Genomic DNA, 17,005 nt, shown 5'->3' on the forward strand with positions numbered 1-17,005 from the left:
GATATGCTGATTCTGATTTCTCCTGCTAAAACGCTCGATTACCAAAGCCCGCTGGCAACGACGCGCTATACCCAGCCCGCGCTACTGGAGCATTCCCAACAGCTCATCGGCGTGGCGCGTAAGCTTTCCGCGCCACAAATCAAAAAGCTCATGGGGATAAGCGACAAACTGGCAGATTTGAACGCCACACGCTTCCACGACTGGCATCCGGACTTCACGCCCGATAATGCTCGTCAGGCAATTCTGGCGTTTAAAGGTGATGTGTATACCGGCCTTCAGGCAGAGACGTTTAGCGAAGCGGATTTTGACTTTGCCCAGAAGCACCTGCGTATGCTTTCCGGTCTGTACGGCGTGCTGCGCCCGCTGGATCTAATGCAACCGTATCGGCTGGAAATGGGGATTCGTCTGGAAAACCCACGCGGCAAGGATCTGTATCAGTTCTGGGGTGAGGAGATCACGCAGACACTGAATGCTGCGTTGCAGGCTCAGAGCGATGAGATTGTCATCAATCTCGCATCCGATGAGTATTTCCGTTCGGTGAAACCAAAAGCGCTGAATGGCCGAATCATTAAGCCTGTGTTCCTCGATGAGAAGAACGGCAAGTTTAAGGTGATTAGCTTCTATGCCAAAAAGGCGCGTGGATTGATGAGCCGCTATATCATTGAAAACCGCCTGACAAAACCCGAGCAGTTAACCAAATTTAACAGCGAAGGCTATTTCTTTGACGCCGAAAGCTCAGCCACCGATGAACTGGTCTTCAAGCGTCACGAGCAGTAACGCCGCTCCCGGGAATTCCCGGCGGCGCTGCGCTTGGCCGGGCTACACAAGCATCATGAGCGCCCCCTGTAGCTCGGGCAAGGCGTTTACGCCGCCCCCGGGGAGTTCCCGTTCGACGGGGCTACAAGCTGTTAATGGTGTTTTGACGGCGGGCGATGATCGTTCGAGTGATCGTTGCCATGCCCACGATTATCATGATGATCGTCGTGGTGACCGTTATGATGGCCATTATCGTGATGCGGCGGTGGTGTATGGGCATGCCAGCGGTTGTCATGCCACTCGTAGTGATTATTCCACCAGCTATGGTCGCGCCAGTTGCCACCGTCCCAGTAGTAACCCCGATTATCCTGATCGCCAATCTGTAACTTCACCGCTGGAATCAAGGTGATCTCCGCGGCCTGTACCATTACCGGAGCCGCCAGCATCATCGCCAGTGCAAGCATCGCAGGTTTTAACATGGATAACTCCTTTGTTCTTCAAGTGCCAATGTGGCCGATGGACAAAGCTTATCGTGGTGGAACCCGCGTTGTTATTCTCTGCAATCCTATATTGTAAACACCCGCATTTATTGGGAATTCGTCCTTATTCCCTGTCGAATTTCTACATAATTTCTCCCTATTTCCCCCTCCATCAGGAAGGGGAAATGAAGATATTACGCGTTGCTCATCATCAGCTTACGCAGCGCAGCATAGTCAGCTGGCAGATTATGAGATAACAGCGGCAGATCAGCGCGATCCGCCAGCGCTTTCGGCAGCGGCAGCGTTTCTTGCAGGATCTCTTCCACACTCTCTTTAAACTTCGCCGGATGTGCAGTGCCAAGGAAGAGACCGTACTCACCCGGTTGCAACTGGTCACGCAGCGCGCGATAAGCAATCGCCGCGTGCGGTTCTGAGGTGTAGCCCAGCGCCTGCAACTCGCGCATGGTTGCTTTGGTGGTTTCGTCGTCCACTGCCGCATAGCCCAGCTCGTTCAGACGCCAGATTTTACGACGGAACAACTCTTCCACGCGCGGCCAGTTGTTCGGCTGGCTCACATCCATAGCATTTGAGAGCGTCGCCTGAGTGGCTTTCGGTGTCCACTTACCGTCCTGCAAGAAGCGCGGCACGGTGTCGTTGGCATTGGTCGCCGCGATAAAGCGTTTCACCGGCAGCCCCAAAGATTTCGCCAGCAGGCCCGCGGTCAGATCGCCAAAGTTACCGCTTGGCACCGACACCACCAGTTGATTACGCGCTTCCTGCGGCAGCTGTGCTACCGCTTCAAAGTAGTAGCAAATCTGCGCCAGCAGACGGCTGATGTTGATGGAGTTAGCCGAGTTCAGACCCAGCGCAACCTTCAACTCTTCGTCATCGAAGGCCTGCTTCACCATCGCCTGGCAAGCATCGAAATCGCCGTCGATCGCCACGGTTTCAATGTTGCCACCCAGGGTACAGAACAGTTTTTCCTGCAACGGGCTGATTTTGCCGCGCGGATACAGAATCACCACTTTGACGTTCGGCAGGCCGTAGAAAGCATGCGCCACTGCCGCACCGGTATCGCCTGAGGTCGCGGTCAGAATAGTCACCGGCTTGTCGCCGGCAATCAGCGTCAACATCTGCGCCATAAAGCGGCCGCCGAAGTCTTTGAATGCCAGAGTCGGACCGTGGAAAAGCTCCAGACAACCGATGTCTTCCTGCACCTTATTCACCGGTGCCGGGAAGGTGAACGCGTTAGCAATACGCTGTTCCAGCTCGGCCTGCGGGATTTCATCACCAATAAACGCAGAGAGAATTTTGGCGCTGCGGGTGACGAAATCCTGCGTCAGCAGGTCATCAATGTCGGTCAGGTTGAATTCCGGCAAATCGTGCGGGAAGAACAGCCCCTGATGCTTACCCAGGCCTTGAGTGATGGCCTGCGCAAAGCTGACCTGTTCATTGTGATCTTTTAAATTGTAGAGTTTCATCGGTTATCCCACGACTCGTGCGCCTGCTGTATCCAGCCGGCAAATATGAACAAAACCTTCTTGATTCTGAAGATAATTCTGGCTCAACCAATCGGCAACGCGCTGCGCGGTATCCGGTTTATCGCACAGGGCAAACAGCGTTGGCCCCGAACCCGATATCCCACACGCGACGGCACCAATCCCGGCCACTGCCTGACGTGCTTCGCTAAAGCCTGGCAGCAGCTTGGTGCGATACGGCTCGGCAATCACGTCTTTCATCAATTTCGCCGCCAGCTGCGGCTGACGGGTATAGCAGGCGTGAATAAAGCCTGCCAGGTGACGGCCGTGGGCGATGCAGTCCTGACGACGATATTGCGCAGGCAGAATCGCCCGCGCCTCCGCCGTAGAGACCTTAATCCCCGGATAGGCCAGCACCCACAACCACTCATCAAAACAAGGAACCTGCTGGCTGATGATCCCGTTCTCTTCGATCATCAACTGCATCCCGCCCAGATAGCACGGTGCGACGTTGTCGTAGTGAACGCTGCCGGAGATGCGCCCTTCCAGCTCACCCATCAGGGCCAGCATTCGGGTTTCATTCAACGGCTTGCCACAATGCTCGTTCATTGCCACCAAAGCAGCGACTACCGAACAGGCGCTGGAACCCAGCCCAGAGCCTATCGGCATGTTTTTTTCCAGCGTCATCGCCACCGGGATCTCTTTGCCTATTTCACGGCAGAACAGTTCCCAGCACTGATAAACGATATTCTCACGGGGTTCGCTTGGCAGTTTGTCCGCAAAGCGACCCAGATTTTGCAGGCTGAAGCTCTCAGCCGCCTCAACCGTCACATTGTCGCCCAGCAGACTGCCGTCAATCGGCGTGACAGCCGCGCCTAATACATCAAACCCGACGCTCATATTGGCACTGGAAGCCGGGGCATACACCTTAACCATTTTAAACTCCTAACTTCCAGGACAGCGTGCGCAGAAGATCGGCAAATACCCCTGCCGCCGTAACATCGTTACCTGCGCCATAGCCGCGCAGCACCAGCGGAAGCGGCTGATAATAGTGGCTGTAGAACGCCAGGGCATTCTCACCGTTTTTTACTTTGAACAGCGGATCGTTGCCATCAACGACCGCGATCTTCACCCGGCAAACGCCGTCTTCTTCAATATTGCCAACATAGCGCAGCACTTTGCCTTCATCACGCGCGACAGCCACGCGGGCGGAAAATTCGTCATCCAACTGCGGTAAACGCGCCATAAAACTGTCGGTATCACCCGACGCGTCGAAGCTTTCCGGCAGCACCGATTCCACCACGATATCACTCAATTCGAGGTGACGCCCGGTTTCACGGGCCAGAATCAGCAGCTTACGCGCAACGTCCATCCCCGACAGGTCATCGCGCGGGTCCGGCTCGGTGTAGCCCATCTCACGCGCCACTTTGGTCGCTTCCGACAGGCTCATGCCTTCGTCAAGCTTACCGAAGATAAACGACAGCGAACCGGAAAGAATACCGGAGAAGCGTTGCAATTCGTCACCCGCATTCAGCAGGTTTTGCAGGTTTTCGATAACCGGAAGACCCGCACCGACGTTGGTGTCGTACAAGAATTTGCGGCGCGACTGCCCGGCGGCATGACGCAGTTGATGGTAATAATCCATCGACGAGGTGTTGGCCTTTTTGTTTGGCGTCACCACGTGGAAACCTTCACGCAGGAAATCGGCGTACTGGTCGGCAACGGTCTGATTGGACGTACAGTCAACAATCACCGGGTTCAGCAGGTGATACTCTTTCACCAGACGGATTAAGCGCCCCAGATTAAACGGCTCTTTCGCTTCTGCCAGTTCTTCCTGCCAGTTATCCAGATTGAGTCCGTGTACGCTGGTCAGTAGCGCACGCGAGTTCGCGACACCGCAGACGCGCAGGTCGATATGCTTTTTCTTAAGCCAGGCCTGCTGACGTTTGATCTGCTCAAGCAATGCGCCACCGACACCGCCAACGCCAATCAAGAACACTTCAATTACCTGGTCAGTGTTGAACAGCATCTGATGAGTGACGCGCACGCCGGTTACCGCATCATCGTTGCTCACCACCACCGAAATAGAGCGCTCAGAAGACCCCTGAGCAATCGCCACGATATTGATATTGGCGCGAGCCAGTGCTGCGAAGAACTTCGCCGAGATGCCGCGCAGGGTGCGCATACCATCGCCGACAACAGAGATAATCGCCAGGCGCTCCATGATGGACAGCGGCTCCAGCAACTCTTCTTTGAGCTCCAGATAGAACTCATCTTCCATGGCCTTTTTCGCTCGCGCACAGTCGCTCTGCGGTACGCAGAAGCTGATGCTGTACTCGGAAGAAGACTGGGTGATCAGCACCACGGAGATACCTGCGCGCGACATGGTCGCGAAGACGCGTGCCGCCATGCCGACCATACCTTTCATTCCCGGGCCGGAGACGTTGAACATCGCCATGTTATTCAGATTGGAGATGCCTTTCACCGGCAAATCATCTTCATCCCGGCTGGCGCCAATGAGCGTGCCCGGCGCCTGAGGGTTGCCGGTGTTCTTAATCAGGCAAGGGATCTGGAACTGGGCGATCGGGGCGATAGTGCGAGGATGAAGGACTTTAGCGCCAAAGTAGGAAAGCTCCATCGCTTCCTGATACGACATGCTTTTCAGCAGTCGGGCATCCGGCACCTGACGCGGGTCGCAGGTATACACCCCGTCGACGTCGGTCCAGATTTCACAACAGTCAGCGCGTAAACAGGCGGCCAACACGGCAGCGGAGTAGTCAGAGCCGTTACGGCCCAGCACCACCAGTTCGCCTTTCTCATTGCCCGCGGTGAAGCCGGCCATCAATACCATATGGTCTGATGGGATCTGGCTTGCCACGATGCGACGCGTTGACTCCGTAATATCGACGGTTGATTCCAGGTAATGGCCAACGGCCAGCAGTTTTTCAACCGGATTGATGACCGTGACTTTATGACCACGCGCACTCAGTAGCCCCGCCATAATGGCGATAGAGAGTTTTTCACCCCGGCAGATAAGACCGGCGTTGACGCTGTCGGGACACTGCCCCAGCAAGCTGATGCCATGCAGAATGTGTTTGATCTGAGCAAATTCAAGTTCGACTGCCACTTTCAGATCGGCATGCGGGAAGCCCGGCTGAGCGTCAGCAAGCCCAGAGAGTAATTCAGCAAAGATACGTTCGGCGTCGGCGATATTGGTTAGCGCATCCTGGCCACCAATCGTTTTTTCAATCATCGCCACCAGATGGTTGGTGATTTTTGCCGGGGCAGAGAGCACGGTTGCTACCTGCCCCTGCCTGGCGTTGCTTTCCAGAATATCGGCTACACGCAGAAACCTTTCCGCGTTTGCCACTGATGTACCGCCGAACTTCAAGACTCGCATGGTTTTTTACCCCTTGACCTTTAGTCGAAAAAAAAGCCCGCACTGTTTAGGTGCGGGCTTTTTTCTGTGTTTCCTGTACGCGTCAGCCCGCACCGTTACCTGTGGTAATAGTGGTGGTTGTAATTGTCATAATGCTGCTGATGCGAATCATGGATGTTGTGTACTCTGTATTTTTACTGTCTGTGCCTGATACCCCTATTGGTTAAAGTATCCGGCCTGCTAAGTCAATGAATTTCTAACTTCGTCACGTTTCGCAATCATTTCATATCAGCCCGCACAAGCACAGACAAACCACCACAACAGCCATAAGTTAAGCAAAATACTGGGGTATAACACCATACATAAACACGATGACAGAGTTTTACTCTGGGAGATTTTTTTCAATATCGTGCAGCAATCGGTGCAACATTGCCGTATCACGATGCTCAAATAAGCCAATACGCTGTTGCAGCCAATCAGCCAGTTTTACATCTCCGGCGACATCGAGTCGTTCAAGCAAAGCCGTGATACGTGCCCGTAACGCAATCAGTTGATTTTCGTCACCAGCCGTTACTATCGGGTTTGCCGTTTGTAATAACGAGGAGAGTTGGTAACAATAAACCATCACCGCCTGACCGAGATTAAGCGATGGGTAATCCGCCACCATCGGTACCCCGGTAAGTACATCTGCTAATGCTAACTCTTCATTGGTTAGCCCGGAATCCTCACGACCAAACACCAGTGCCGCATGGCCTAACCACTGTGCTTTTTCCTCTAGCATCGGCACCAGTTCCTGTGGCGTTGCATAGTAATGGAAGCGAGCACGGCTGCGAGCTGTGGTCGCTACCGTGAAATCAACATCGTGTAAAGCCTCTTCCAGCGTAGGGTAACAGGTGATCCCATCAATGATATCGCCCGAGCCATGCGCCACCCAGCGGGTCGCTGGCTCCAGGTGCGCAACGCTATCCACGATCCGCATGTCGTTAAAGCCCATGGTTTTCATCGCCCGGGCGGCCGCGCCGATATTTTCGGCCCTTGCTGGGGAAACCAGCACAATAGATAAGCGCATTTTAAGTTCTCTTACTTGATTGTTATCAGGCAATAATGTGATGCAGTTCAACATATTGCGCAGCGCGAATTTACAAAAACGCAACAAAAATCAATGAAATGGCGTTTCATAACATATAAATAAAGTTACACTATACTCTCAGAAACTATCAGTTTTGAATGTTAACAGAAGACCGATATCCCTATGTTTATACGAACTATTTTCATTACCATAGTTCAATAATAATTGGATTCACCACATTTATCAGTTAACCTGTGCAACTACTTGAGTTGTGGAAAAAATGTGATAGGCGTTATCATTCAGGCGTGATAATTTCACCAAACTGTTAACGTGCTACAATTGAACTTGATATATGTCAACGAAGCGTAGGTTTATTGGCGGTCTGGTGCCTCTTTGCCTGTTATGTTGCTGTTAAAATGGTTAGGATGACAACCGTTTTTGACACTGTCGGGTCCTGAGGGAAGAGTACCCACGACCAAGCTAATGATGTTGTTGACGTTGATGGAAAGTGCATCAAGAACGCAATTACGTACTTTAGTCATGTTACGCCGGTCATGTTAATTTTCGACATGCATCAGGCAGGTCAGGGACTATTGGTACTTCCTGTTTCGATTTAGTTGGCAATTTAGGTAGCAAACATGCAGACCCCGCACATTCTTATCGTTGAAGACGAGTTGGTAACACGCAACACGTTAAAAAGTATTTTCGAAGCAGAAGGCTACGATGTTTTCGAAGCGACCGATGGCGCGGAAATGCATCAGATCCTGTCTGATAATGATATCAACCTGGTGATCATGGATATCAACCTGCCAGGGAAAAACGGCCTCCTGCTGGCACGCGAACTGCGTGAACAAGCAAATGTCGCCCTGATGTTCCTGACCGGCCGCGACAATGAAGTCGACAAGATCCTCGGTCTGGAAATTGGTGCAGATGATTACATCACAAAGCCTTTCAACCCACGTGAACTGACTATCCGCGCACGCAATCTGCTGTCTCGTACCATGAACCTGGGTACCGTCAGCGAAGAACGCCGTAGCGTTGAAAGCTACAAGTTCAACGGCTGGGAGCTGGACATCAACAGCCGCTCTTTGGTGAGTCCTAACGGTGAACAGTATAAGCTGCCGCGTAGCGAATTCCGCGCGATGCTGCACTTCTGCGAAAACCCGGGCAAAATTCAGTCTCGTGCTGAACTGCTGAAGAAAATGACCGGCCGTGAGCTGAAGCCACACGACCGTACGGTTGACGTGACCATCCGTCGCATCCGTAAACATTTCGAGTCTACGCCGGATACCCCGGAAATCATCGCCACGATTCACGGCGAAGGTTACCGCTTCTGCGGCGAGCTGCAGGAATAAAAACGAAAACGGCGCATTCAGCGCCGTTTTTTTTTGCCTCTATTTCGCTGAACCGACCTCTTCTCCCCACGGCATAATTGGCACCGCGCTTATGGCGTTTTTCGGTGAACCATCAACCACTTTATCGGAATAAGTCAGATAGATCAGAGCATTTCGTTTCGCGTCATAAAAACGCACCACCTGCAGCTTTTTGAAGACCAGCGATGTCCGTTTCTGGAAAACCACTTCTCCTTCTGATTTGCCTTTCTTAATTTTATCCGTCAGTTCGATAGCGCCAACTTGCTGACAGGAAATTGCCGCATCAGAGGTGTCTTCCGCCAGTCCCAGACCGCCCTTAATCCCACCCGTTTTCGCACGGCTAATGTAGCAGGTCACGTTTTTAACATCCGGATCATCAAAGGCTTCCACCACAATCTTATGATCGGGGCCAAACATTTTGAAAACCGTATCAACAGAACCAATCTGCTCTGCATGTACACCCAGGCTTGCGGCACCCAGTAACAGGCCAGCCATTAACTTCTTGTATTTCATATTGTTACCATTTTCATCGATTGAGTGAAGTGACTATTCAACATTAGAGAATAAAGTGTTTAAAGATCACAGCTTTACAAAAATCAGCGTTCTATCTAAGACATTAACGCACTTATGCATAAAAAAAACACTGAATGCTAAAACAGCAAAAGATGCTATTATCCGCTACTTTGGTAACAGGCACCTAAAAAATTAAGGATGAGGGCATTTTATGGATCAGGCAGGAATTATTCGCGATCTCCTCGTTTGGCTGGAAGGCCATTTAGATCAGCCTTTATCGCTGGATAATGTGGCGGCAAAAGCGGGTTATTCCAAATGGCACCTGCAACGTATGTTCAAGGATGTTACCGGCCATGCCATTGGCGCTTACATCCGCGCACGTCGACTGTCAAAATCAGCCGTTGCGTTGCGACTGACCGCACGCCCTATTCTCGATATCGCCCTGCAATACCGCTTTGACTCTCAGCAGACCTTTACCCGCGCGTTTAAAAAACAGTTTTCGCTGACGCCTGCCCTGTACCGCCGTTCTCCAGACTGGAGTTCATTTGGTATGCGTCCGCCGCTGCGCCTGGGTGAGTTCACCATGCCAAAATATGAGTTTATTACTCAGCCAACCACAGAGTTGGTGGGCGTAACGCAAAGCTACACCTGTAAGCTGGAAGAGATTTCCGAATTCCGTCAGCAGATGCGTATTCAATTCTGGACCGACTTCCTCGGCAACTCGCCGTCCCTTCCGCCGATTTTGTACGGGTTGCATGAGCCACGTCCGAGCCTTGAAAAAGACGATGAGCAGGAGGTGTTCTACACCACCGCGCTTGCGCCAGAGTTGGCCAATGGTCATATCAGCAACGCCCATCCGGTTATCCTGGAAGGTGGCGAATACGTGATGTTTACCTATGAAGGTCTGGGTACCGGTCTGCAGGAGTTTATCCTGACGCTGTACGGCACCTGCATGCCAATGCTTAATCTGACTCGCCGTAAGGGCCTGGATATTGAGCGCTTCTTCCCACAAGATGAAGCCCGGAACCAGGAACCGCCAATTATGCTGCGCTGCGAGTACCTGATCCCGATTCGTCGTTAACGCTGTAGTTCATCCAGCGCAGGGGCATCCAGATGCGAGATGTCCCCTGCGGTTTCCACGATCCATCCCGGCGCCAGCCACTGACTTTCCTGATAGTCCACCCGCGAGATTGAGCAGTTACGCAGTCGTAAACGACGCTCAGCATGCGCTGGCAAACCCAAAATTGTACTGACCAGACACCCCAGCGCGATACCGTGACTGACCAACAATGGACGGCTTCCGGCGGGCAGATCAAGGCAAGCGCTCAGCCCGGCAAACATACGCTCACTCAGTTCTTGCATCGACTCCCCTTCAGGAATACGACCGTTTGGCGTACCGTTCACCACCAGCCGACGCCACTCTTCTTCCTGCGCACTGAGCGAGTCAAGATGACGCTGTTCCAGTACCCCCATGTCCAGCTCACGCAGACGGGCATCCAGCGTGACGCCACAGCCACAGGCATCGGCAATAATCTCGGCGGTCCGGCGCGTACGCCCCAGATCGCTGGCGATAACATGGGTGATGCCATAGGTGCGAACCCGCTCACCTACCTGCACTGCCTGGGACTCACCTTTAGCCGTCAGAGAGCTATCGGACTGGCCTTGAATACGCCGTTCGGCGTTCCACTGCGTTTCGCCATGGCGAACAAGATATACCTGTAACATGTTTTTTATCCGTTATACTGCGGTGACAATTTATTATCTGAGTGTGTAGATTATGCATCAAGTTGTGGTTGCTACCACCAATCCTGCCAAAATTCAGGCGATTCTTGCCGCATTTGACCAGATTTTTGGTGAAGGATCCTGTCATATCGACGCAATTTCCGTAGATACGGGGGTGCCAGAGCAACCTTTTGGCAGCACCCAAACGCGCACCGGCGCGCGTAATCGCGTCGCCAATGCCCGTCAGGCACGTCCGGATGCAGATTTTTGGGTGGCCATCGAAGCGGGAATTGACGAAGGTGCAACTTTCAGTTGGGTGGTGATTGAAAGCCGCGAGCAGCGCGGGGAGTCGCGTTCGGCTACGCTACCACTGCCTGAGGTTATCCTTGAACAGGTACTGGCGGGAGAAGCGCTGGGGCCGGTCATGTCGACACTTACTGGCATTGATAAAATTGGCAACAAGGAAGGGGCGATTGGCGTCTTTACCGCCGGCGTGCTTACGCGTAGCAGCGTTTACCATCAGGCGGTGGTGTTAGCGTTAAGTCCTTTCCACAACGCACTGTATCGCTAAAACCGTGCCGGATGGCGGCTTCGCCTTATCCGGCCTACGGCTAGGTTTTAGGTAATGTTTCTTCCAGCCACTGGCGCAGTTCAACAGGCGCCGATTTCAGGCTGTTCGATCCACGAGTGATCGTCGCGATCCCCGCGCCAAGCTCATTTTTCAACTCCCGCTGGCTCATTTCACCACGCAGAAGCTCTTCAATAATTCGCACGCGCGTGCCCAGCGCTTCACGCTCATCCGGCGTCATGATGAGGTTAAGCAGCGGTAACGCGAGATCATCGTTATACGCCAAACGCAGAAGCTCCACATAGCGAAGCCACTCCTGGTGACGCTGTTCAGCCACCGAGGCGGAATAAGGGGATTGTTGGGTCATGACAGGCCACCATGTTATGCATGTACTCTTAAACGAGTACAAGCATAACACAGGTATGACGCATCAGTAACGTCGTTGCCACTCATTACGGGTCAGGACGTCCTCTTTCTCGCCCATAAAGTGGCGATAATAGGCGTCGTAGGCCAACACGTTTTTCACATAACCGCGAGTTTCCGAGAACGGGATACTTTCAATAAAGGCAACCGCATCGATACGCCCAGCGCTGTTGCCAAGCCAGGTGCGCACCCGTCCAGGCCCCGCGTTATATGCCGCCGAGGCAAAGATACGGTTGTTTTCAAACTGCTGATACACGTATTGCAGATAGCTAGTACCGATATTGATATTGGTTTCCGGATCTAACAACTGCACCGGATTGGTATAGCCCGGAAGGCTAAACATTTTCACCGTATGCGTCGCCGTGCCCGGCATAATCTGCATCAGTCCGCTGGCCCCAACCGGTGATTTCACCTTCGGGTTCCACGCACTTTCCTGGCGGGCGATCGCCATCGCATAGCTTTGCGGGATGTCTTTGTCAGCGGTATAGCGAACAAACAGATCCTTATAGGCCAGTGGGAAGCGCTCTTGCAGGTTATCCCACAGCTTGCCGGCGATGGTCGCCTGCACGCTAAGATCCCACCAGTTTTGATCAAAGGCGTAGCGCGCTAGCTGCGCTTGTTCAGTTTGGCTCCGGCTACTCACCAGGTTAGCCCACTCGCTACGCGCGGTATTATCCTGATTCCAGTACATTAATTCACGTACGCGAGCCATTTCTGCACCGCTGGTCAGCGTCGATGGTATCGCGCCCGGCGCTTTCTCTATACGTAGCGTATAGGGTTCGTCCAGGCGCTGAGCGGCGACCATCGGGTAAAAGCCGCGCTGCTGCATCAGCGTACGCCAAATCTGTCGAGCCTCATCAGCGCGGCCCTGCTCCATCAGCAGATCGGCCTGCCAATAGCGCCATTCGTCTTTCTCTTTGGCTTCCATCGGCAAGCGGGCAAGCCAGGTATTGAGCCCTGCACGGTCACCGTTGCCGAGCGCCATACGTACCCGGCGTTCAATCAGAGAGGTCGACTGGGAGCGCATAATTGCGTCATCACGCCAGCGCATCTGCTCGTCGGTCACATCAGTGCCCATCAAACGCCAGGCAACGATATCCCGCAGCTCCTGCGTTTGGTCTTCATTGAGCTGTTGCACCTGCACCAATGATGGGATCATCAAGCGCGCATTTTCTGCATCCTGACGGGCAACGCTACTAAATGCGATGGCCGCAAGCTGGCGGGTAAAATCCGTCGCGCCGGTCGTACGCGCGAAAGTCAGGACGTTATTGGGGTTATTCGCCAGATCGGTAATCGCAGTCGCTATCGTCTGATATTCCGACGGCATCTGAGACGCCAGCGCCTTCACCAGCCCGGTGTTACCCGCTTTCATCACCAGTCGGATACGCTCCAGATAAGCGAGTGGATCCTGAGTACCAGAGGATCGCCACACGCTAAACAGCTTATCGCAGGCATTAGGGCGGTTCTGCCCGGTCAGCCACAACGTTTTGGCCCCTTCCCATGCCCCTTGCGCATCGCCAACGCTATATTTGGCGTAGTAATAGTTACACTGTGCTTCCGTCGTACCCGGTTTATCCGGGCTAAACGCCAACAGGCCACGCCAGTCTTCACGTCGCGCCAGCTCGTTCACGAAGCGGTTTTTTAACGTCCGGGCGGGGGGCAGCGTAGGATTCGCCTGCACAAAATTCGTAACCGCCAGCGAAGGGGTATTCATCAGATCGCCGGATAGCTGGCGATATTCCAGATACGGGTACAACGGATAGTCGCGCAGGGTCGGCATTAAGCTCTCAACCACATCCATCTGGCGGTTATCCCAGGCCTGTTTAATTTGGGCGTAACGGCTGCGCTGCTGGTCCAGCGAATCCGCGTGGGCCGCACTGCTGACGGTCAACAGGCAAGCACCTGCTGCCAGCAGACGCCACGTATAATGTTTGGCTGTATCCACAAGCTCTTCCTCGTTTTCACGTTACGTCAGTGCAGCATCATGCCGCGTCATTAATTGATGCTAACGACTGATGGCGAAATGTTCCACGTTATGAACACTTTTTTACGTTTTAGCGGTGGTGTTGCACACCTGTGTTTACCCGCTGGGATTGGGCGTTGAAAACAGCTACACTTCGCCTTTGATACACTCTATTCATCACCTACCCTAAATAATTCGAGTTGCAGGAAGGCGGCAAGGGAGTGAATCCCCTGAGCGTACATCAGTACGTGACTGGGGTGAACGAGCGCAGCCAACGCATCTGCAACTTGAAGTATGACGGGTAGATAAAAGAGGCGAAGTCCAACGTGGCTCAATTCGTTTATACCATGCATCGTGTCGGCAAAGTGGTTCCGCCGAAACGTCATATTCTTAAAAACATCTCGCTGAGCTTCTTCCCTGGCGCAAAAATCGGGGTTCTGGGCCTGAACGGCGCCGGTAAATCTACCCTGCTGCGCATCATGGCCGGTATCGATACCGACATCGAAGGCGAAGCTCGTCCACAGCCAGGTCTCAAAATTGGTTACCTGCCGCAGGAACCAAAGCTGAACCCGGAACATACCGTTCGTGAATCGGTGGAAGAAGCAGTAGCCGAAGTGGTTAACGCCCTGAAAGGCCTGGACGAAGTGTATGCGAAATACGCGGAACCGGACGCTGACTTCGATAAACTCGCCGCGCAGCAAGGCAAGTTCGAAGAGATTATTCAGGCACACGACGGTCACAACCTGAACGTGCAGCTTGAGCGTGCGGCTGATGCTCTGCGTCTGCCGGACTGGGATGCCAAAGTAGAGAAGCTCTCCGGTGGTGAACGCCGCCGCGTCGCGCTATGTCGCCTGCTGCTGGAAAAACCAGACATGCTGCTGCTCGACGAACCTACTAACCACCTGGATGCTGAATCCGTGGCTTGGCTGGAACGCTTCCTGCACGATTTCGAAGGCACCGTCGTGGCGATTACCCACGACCGTTACTTCCTCGATAACGTTGCCGGTTGGATCCTTGAGCTTGACCGTGGTGAAGGTATTCCATGGGAAGGTAACTACTCTTCATGGCTGGAGCAAAAAGATCAGCGTCTGGCGCAGGAAGCCTCTCAGGAAGCCGCTCGTCGTAAATCGATTGAGAAAGAGCTGGAGTGGGTTCGTCAGGGCGCTAAAGGCCGTCAGTCTAAGGGTAAAGCCCGTCTGGCACGCTTTGAAGAGCTGAATAATACCGACTACCAGAAACGTAACGAAACCAACGAACTGTTTATTCCACCAGGCGCACGTCTGGGCGATAAAGTCGTTGAGGTTACCAACCTGCGTAAATCCTACGGCGACCGCGTGCTGATCGACGATCTGAGCTTCTCAGTACCGAAAGGCGCTATCGTCGGTATCATCGGTCCAAACGGCGCGGGTAAATCGACCCTGTTCCGTATGATGTCCGGTCAGGAACAGCCTGATAGCGGCACCATCTCGCTTGGCGAAACCGTGAAACTGGCGTCCGTTGACCAGTTCCGTGATTCCATGGATAACAGCAAAACCGTGTGGGAAGAAGTTTCCGGCGGGCTGGATATCATGAAGATCGGCAACACCGAGATGCCAAGCCGTGCCTACGTTGGCCGCTTCAACTTCAAAGGTGTTGATCAGGGTAAACGCGTCGGCGAACTGTCCGGTGGTGAGCGTGGGCGTCTGCATCTGGCGAAGCTGCTGCCGGTTGGCGGCAACATGCTGCTGCTCGATGAACCTACCAATGACCTGGATATCGAAACCCTGCGCGCACTGGAAAACGCCCTGTTGGAGTTCCCAGGCTGCGCAATGGTTATCTCGCACGACCGTTGGTTCCTTGACCGCATCGCTACCCACATTCTGGACTACCAGGATGAAGGGAAAGTTGAGTTCTTCGAAGGTAACTTTACCGAATACGAAGAGTACAAGAAACGCACCCTCGGCGCAGATGCGCTGGAGCCAAAGCGTATCAAGTACAAACGTATCGCGAAGTAATACCGTTAAGGCGAATGATGAAAATCATTCGCCTTTTTTTAAGACCCAAAAACAGTTATTCATCGCCCATCAATCCTTTCACCAGCTCCACGCATCGCAGGAACCGCGAGTCGTAATCCGCTTCTTCAACATGCACAAAATCAATGTTGTTCTTCTCAAGCATCGATATCAGTAGCGTCTGAAACTCTTTACGATCCACAGAACTACCGAGGCTGCGCAGGCCATCCGCCACCCACGGCGTGTTGTTTTCCAGCAAGATAACCAGGTCAAAGCGATACTCATCAATCAGCGCCTGAACGAACGGATGTTCGCGCCCTTCATACTTTTTACAGAAGGCCTGGGTGCTGACAAAATCGGTATCAATGAAAGCGACCTTGTTGGCATATTTTACTGCAAAATCAATGTACTGCGCGTGCCCCAGGGCAATTTTATCGTAGTCAGAATACTGCAGCGCCATCTCGTCACCGCCCAGGTGTGAGAAGACATAGTCTCGCCCATATTCCCAGGCACTGGTGGTATTGAAGATGTTTGCCAGCTTGTTCACTAGCGTCGATTTTCCGCTGGACTCACCGCCAAGAATCGCTACCGTGCGCACAAAAAAGGGCTTCACTTCGGTAGGAACGTAATCCCAATAGCGGAACGGGTTCTCACGTATTTGCCCACCGCTGATATTCATAAACGTGCGTTTAGGGTCGATCAGTACCGTTTCAATCCCCAGATGCTCAAGATACTGCGGGGCATCAGCCTCTTCTGAGCTGTAGATCCAATTGGGCTGGATCCCCTTCTCTTCCATAAAGTTTTTAATCCCCGCACTCCACACGTCCCAGCCGTGTGGGTACGGTTCCATCCCTTCTTCATTGAAGGCATGAATGCGGATATTCTTCTGGTATTTAAACGTCTGGAGGAGCCAGCGAAGCCGATCGGGCACCGTCGGTTGCTGGGACATGGCGCTATCTTCAAACAACGCACGGTCGCGCGTGTCGTCATAGCCCATGATGATATGCAGTTCATCCACCTGGCTACAGGCGCGCTGGATAAGGTAGATATGGCCCGTATGCAGCGGATAAAATTTACCGAATACCACACCGATATTTTTCTGCTGTCGTGGGAATTCCAGATTCAGGAAACGATGTAACGCCTCAAGCTTTTGCGCGCTAGGACTTTTAATTTTGGCGTTCAGAAGCTGGCTTAAATAGCCCTTGGTCATGCCGCTAGCGTCTGCGACCTGCTGTAAAGTGCAGCCTTTCTGACGAATAGCAGTTTTAAGATAGTCGAACGACGACACAAG

General features: G+C 53.0%; 16 protein-coding genes, 1 pseudogene and 1 other annotated feature. Of the genes and pseudogenes, 5 read left to right on the top strand and 12 right to left on the bottom strand.

Features of this window, described 5'->3' with window-relative positions:
* The first annotated feature begins 3 nt into the window (after positions 1-3).
* On the top strand, positions 4-777 hold the full coding sequence (yaaA, locus tag U0026_RS19355; protein WP_062771684.1) for a peroxide stress protein YaaA: 774 nt from the start codon (positions 4-6) through the stop codon (positions 775-777).
* 131 nt (positions 778-908) lie between these two features.
* Here yaaA and U0026_RS19360 read toward each other — a convergent pair whose 3' ends face one another.
* The 7 genes and pseudogenes from U0026_RS19360 to yjjY form a co-directional block, all read right to left on the bottom strand.
* The gene (locus U0026_RS19360; protein WP_062771681.1) at positions 909-1,235 is read right to left on the bottom strand and encodes a DUF2502 domain-containing protein; all 327 of its coding nucleotides are present in this window, start codon (positions 1,233-1,235) and stop codon (positions 909-911) included.
* A 194-nt stretch (positions 1,236-1,429) separates the two neighbouring features.
* The gene (gene thrC, locus U0026_RS19365; protein ID WP_062771678.1) at positions 1,430-2,716 is read right to left on the bottom strand and encodes a threonine synthase; all 1,287 of its coding nucleotides are present in this window, start codon (positions 2,714-2,716) and stop codon (positions 1,430-1,432) included.
* 3 nt (positions 2,717-2,719) lie between these two features.
* Entirely contained in the window at positions 2,720-3,649 is a 930-nt protein-coding gene (thrB, locus tag U0026_RS19370; RefSeq protein WP_062771675.1) for a homoserine kinase, read from the bottom strand.
* Position 3,650: 1 nt separating this feature from the next.
* Positions 3,651-6,113 carry a bifunctional aspartate kinase/homoserine dehydrogenase I gene (gene thrA / locus U0026_RS19375; RefSeq protein WP_062771672.1) on the bottom strand — a complete coding sequence of 821 codons (2,463 nt, stop codon included), beginning with the start codon at positions 6,111-6,113 and terminating at the stop codon, positions 3,651-3,653.
* 26 nt (positions 6,114-6,139) lie between these two features.
* Positions 6,140-6,257, bottom strand: a sequence feature (Thr leader region).
* Positions 6,196-6,264: a thr operon leader peptide gene (thrL, locus tag U0026_RS22800; protein WP_072129079.1), complete on the bottom strand. Its 69-nt coding sequence runs from the start codon at positions 6,262-6,264 to the stop codon at positions 6,196-6,198. It overlaps the preceding feature by 62 nt.
* A gap of 210 nt (positions 6,265-6,474) precedes the next feature.
* Positions 6,475-7,161: a tRNA/rRNA methyltransferase gene (locus tag U0026_RS19380; RefSeq protein WP_062771669.1), complete on the bottom strand. Its 687-nt coding sequence runs from the start codon at positions 7,159-7,161 to the stop codon at positions 6,475-6,477.
* Between the two features lie 400 nt (positions 7,162-7,561).
* A pseudogene (yjjY, locus tag U0026_RS19385) lies at positions 7,562-7,703 on the bottom strand (YjjY family protein).
* A gap of 96 nt (positions 7,704-7,799) precedes the next feature.
* Between yjjY and arcA the strand changes: the two are divergent.
* Positions 7,800-8,516 carry a two-component system response regulator ArcA gene (arcA, locus tag U0026_RS19390; RefSeq protein WP_062771666.1) on the top strand — a complete coding sequence of 239 codons (717 nt, stop codon included), beginning with the start codon at positions 7,800-7,802 and terminating at the stop codon, positions 8,514-8,516.
* Between the two features lie 39 nt (positions 8,517-8,555).
* Here arcA and creA read toward each other — a convergent pair whose 3' ends face one another.
* The gene (gene creA / locus U0026_RS19395) at positions 8,556-9,047 is read right to left on the bottom strand and encodes a protein CreA (protein WP_062771663.1); all 492 of its coding nucleotides are present in this window, start codon (positions 9,045-9,047) and stop codon (positions 8,556-8,558) included.
* A gap of 211 nt (positions 9,048-9,258) precedes the next feature.
* Between creA and robA the strand changes: the two genes are divergently transcribed.
* Positions 9,259-10,128, top strand: coding sequence for an MDR efflux pump AcrAB transcriptional activator RobA (gene robA, locus U0026_RS19400; protein ID WP_062771660.1), 870 nt, complete (start codon positions 9,259-9,261; stop codon positions 10,126-10,128).
* On the opposite strand, the gene gpmB is transcribed toward robA, so the two are convergent.
* A complete protein-coding gene (gpmB, locus tag U0026_RS19405) occupies positions 10,125-10,772 on the bottom strand; it encodes a 2,3-diphosphoglycerate-dependent phosphoglycerate mutase GpmB (RefSeq protein ID WP_062771657.1) in 648 nt (215 codons plus the stop codon). The two genes, robA and gpmB, sit on opposite strands and share 4 nt — an antisense overlap.
* Before the next feature lie 52 nt (positions 10,773-10,824).
* On the opposite strand from gpmB, the gene yjjX reads away from it, so the two are divergent.
* A complete protein-coding gene (gene yjjX, locus U0026_RS19410; protein WP_062771654.1) occupies positions 10,825-11,340 on the top strand; it encodes an inosine/xanthosine triphosphatase in 516 nt (171 codons plus the stop codon).
* Positions 11,341-11,380: 40 nt separating this feature from the next.
* Here yjjX and trpR read toward each other — a convergent pair whose 3' ends face one another.
* Positions 11,381-11,704 (bottom strand): trp operon repressor, encoded by a 324-nt coding sequence (gene trpR / locus U0026_RS19415; RefSeq protein ID WP_062771651.1) that lies wholly within the window; start codon positions 11,702-11,704, stop codon positions 11,381-11,383.
* A 63-nt stretch (positions 11,705-11,767) separates the two neighbouring features.
* Positions 11,768-13,705: a murein transglycosylase gene (gene sltY, locus U0026_RS19420; protein ID WP_062771648.1), complete on the bottom strand. Its 1,938-nt coding sequence runs from the start codon at positions 13,703-13,705 to the stop codon at positions 11,768-11,770.
* Positions 13,706-14,049: 344 nt separating this feature from the next.
* Between sltY and ettA the strand changes: the two genes are divergently transcribed.
* Positions 14,050-15,717 carry an energy-dependent translational throttle protein EttA gene (gene ettA, locus U0026_RS19425; protein ID WP_062771645.1) on the top strand — a complete coding sequence of 556 codons (1,668 nt, stop codon included), beginning with the start codon at positions 14,050-14,052 and terminating at the stop codon, positions 15,715-15,717.
* A 55-nt stretch (positions 15,718-15,772) separates the two neighbouring features.
* Here the strand turns inward: ettA and nadR are convergent, their stop codons facing one another.
* Positions 15,773-17,002: a multifunctional transcriptional regulator/nicotinamide-nucleotide adenylyltransferase/ribosylnicotinamide kinase NadR gene (nadR, locus tag U0026_RS19430; protein WP_062771642.1), complete on the bottom strand. Its 1,230-nt coding sequence runs from the start codon at positions 17,000-17,002 to the stop codon at positions 15,773-15,775.
* Positions 17,003-17,005: the final 3 nt, after the last annotated feature.

Source organism: Kluyvera intermedia, assembly GCF_034424175.1.
GTDB lineage: Bacteria > Pseudomonadota > Gammaproteobacteria > Enterobacterales > Enterobacteriaceae > Kluyvera > Kluyvera intermedia.

Bases quoted from the DNA above. Each gene is read 5' to 3' on its own strand.
- trpR (WP_062771651.1), bottom strand. From the start codon at position 11,704: ATGACCCAACAATCCCCTTATTCCGCCTCGGTGGCTGAACAGCGTCAC.
- U0026_RS19380 (WP_062771669.1), bottom strand. From the start codon at position 7,161: ATGCGCTTATCTATTGTGCTGGTTTCCCCAGCAAGGGCCGAAAATATC.
- arcA (WP_062771666.1), top strand. From the start codon at position 7,800: ATGCAGACCCCGCACATTCTTATCGTTGAAGACGAGTTGGTAACACGC.
- creA (WP_062771663.1), bottom strand. From the start codon at position 9,047: ATGAAATACAAGAAGTTAATGGCTGGCCTGTTACTGGGTGCCGCAAGC.
- yaaA (WP_062771684.1), top strand. From the start codon at position 4: ATGCTGATTCTGATTTCTCCTGCTAAAACGCTCGATTACCAAAGCCCG.
- yjjX (WP_062771654.1), top strand. From the start codon at position 10,825: ATGCATCAAGTTGTGGTTGCTACCACCAATCCTGCCAAAATTCAGGCG.
- thrA (WP_062771672.1), bottom strand. From the start codon at position 6,113: ATGCGAGTCTTGAAGTTCGGCGGTACATCAGTGGCAAACGCGGAAAGG.
- robA (WP_062771660.1), top strand. From the start codon at position 9,259: ATGGATCAGGCAGGAATTATTCGCGATCTCCTCGTTTGGCTGGAAGGC.
- U0026_RS19360 (WP_062771681.1), bottom strand. From the start codon at position 1,235: ATGTTAAAACCTGCGATGCTTGCACTGGCGATGATGCTGGCGGCTCCG.
- thrC (WP_062771678.1), bottom strand. From the start codon at position 2,716: ATGAAACTCTACAATTTAAAAGATCACAATGAACAGGTCAGCTTTGCG.
- thrB (WP_062771675.1), bottom strand. From the start codon at position 3,649: ATGGTTAAGGTGTATGCCCCGGCTTCCAGTGCCAATATGAGCGTCGGG.
- gpmB (WP_062771657.1), bottom strand. From the start codon at position 10,772: ATGTTACAGGTATATCTTGTTCGCCATGGCGAAACGCAGTGGAACGCC.